Annotated in this window: 1 protein-coding gene; it reads left to right on the top strand. The window is 64.5% G+C overall.

All coding sequences use genetic code 11. The features are described 5' to 3' along the window. Positions 1-988, top strand: a 988-nt coding sequence (locus ENZ74_RS31360) for a response regulator (RefSeq protein WP_164761376.1), incomplete at its 5' end; no start/stop codon positions are given. Positions 989-1,562: the final 574 nt, after the last annotated feature.

The raw sequence follows: 1,562 nt of genomic DNA, 5'->3' as shown, positions 1-1,562 counted from the left end.
GCCGAGGGCCGGACAGCAAAACGGGCAACGCATCATGCCGATCGACGTGACCGGCGCGCGTGTCCTGATCGTCGACGACAATGCCGTCAACAGGGCGATCCTGACCGAGCAGATGACATCATGGACGTTCGATTCCTGCGCGGCCGAAAGCGGCGCCGAAGGCCTCAAGGTGCTGATCGCCGCAGCCGCCTATGGCGTGCCGGTCGATTGCGTCGTGCTCGACTACCAGATGCCTGAAATGAGCGGCGCCGAAATGGCGCGGATCGTGCGCAACACCGCTGGCCTTGCCGGAACGCCGATCATCATGCTGACCTCGGTCGACCAGTCGCTCGCCAACACCAGCTATCGCGATCTCGGCATCGATGCCCAGTTGATCAAGCCGGCGCGCTCTTCGGTGCTGCTGGAAACGCTGGTCGCCACCATCCAGCGGCATCGCCACAACACTGGCGGCAGCGACGCGCAGCCGCTCGCGGCCGACGTCGCTGCGAGCAATGTGACGCGGCCGCAGCCCTCGGCACCGTCCGAACAGCGGGCGCTGCTGCAGCCGCCTTCGATTCGCCCCCGGCCACCGGTGGCGGCTGGTGGCGACAGGCTGGACATACTGGTGGCCGAGGACAATGAGGTAAACCAGATGGTGTTCACCCAGATTCTCGGCGAGACCGGTTATGGTTTCGAGATCGTCGGCAATGGCCGCAAGGCGCTCGATGCCTTCGGCCGGCTCAACCCGTGCATGATCCTGATGGATGTCTCCATGCCGGAGATGAACGGTCTCGAAGCGACCGCCGCCATTCGCCGGCTGGAGGAAGAAACCGGCACGCATGTGCCGATCGTCGGCGTCACCGCGCATGCGCTGAAGGGCGACCGCGAGCGCTGCCTGGAGGCAGGCATGGACGACTATCTGCCCAAGCCGATCAGTCCCCGGGCGCTGCTCGAGAAGGTCGAGCGCTGGGTCGGCGCCAGCCGGCAGGCTCAGCGCAACGCCGGGTAGGGCCGGTCCTGCCTGTCCGAGTGCCGGGAATACGGCGAAGATTCGCGCCCTGCCAGCGGCCAAGACTATGGTGCGATCGCACCATATCAAAGGTTGTATCCAGCCGAGACAATGGCGGCGTTCGATTCCTCCCTTTCCAGTTACGGGCGGGAGCAGCGACCGCCGGCATGAGACAGCGTCAACCTACCCCAACGGACCTGTTTTCGGCGATGGCCCGGCCATGACACCGTCTGGCTGAGAGCAACGCGCTCCCGTCCGGCTTTTTTTCGTAAAGGCCGGCTAACCCCAAATCGCTGGCCAATCTCGGCCCCAAGCGGAGCAAGTCTCTGATTCCGGGGACAAAGCCGGGCTGCGTGTTCAGTGCCGGCCAGGCGGCGTTTTGCTCATCGCGATGACGCGTTACCGGGGTGACATCAAACTGTCATGCGACTGTTATAATCGAAGGCTATTGGCCTCAGCGGGCGCCGACTGACGAGCGCCGAGAGACCATCTTCCGAACAGGAGCAGGCCACATGAAGAAATTCCTCTATACGGCGTCGGCCGCTGCGCTTGCGCTCGCCGCGTCGTCCGGCTT

The organism is Mesorhizobium sp. M7A.F.Ca.CA.002.15.2.1, from assembly GCF_003998715.1.
GTDB classification, from domain to species: domain Bacteria; phylum Pseudomonadota; class Alphaproteobacteria; order Rhizobiales; family Rhizobiaceae; genus Mesorhizobium; species Mesorhizobium ciceri.
Note: the sequence above shows the minus strand (reverse complement) of the source record. Positions and strands in the feature narration are given on the sequence as shown.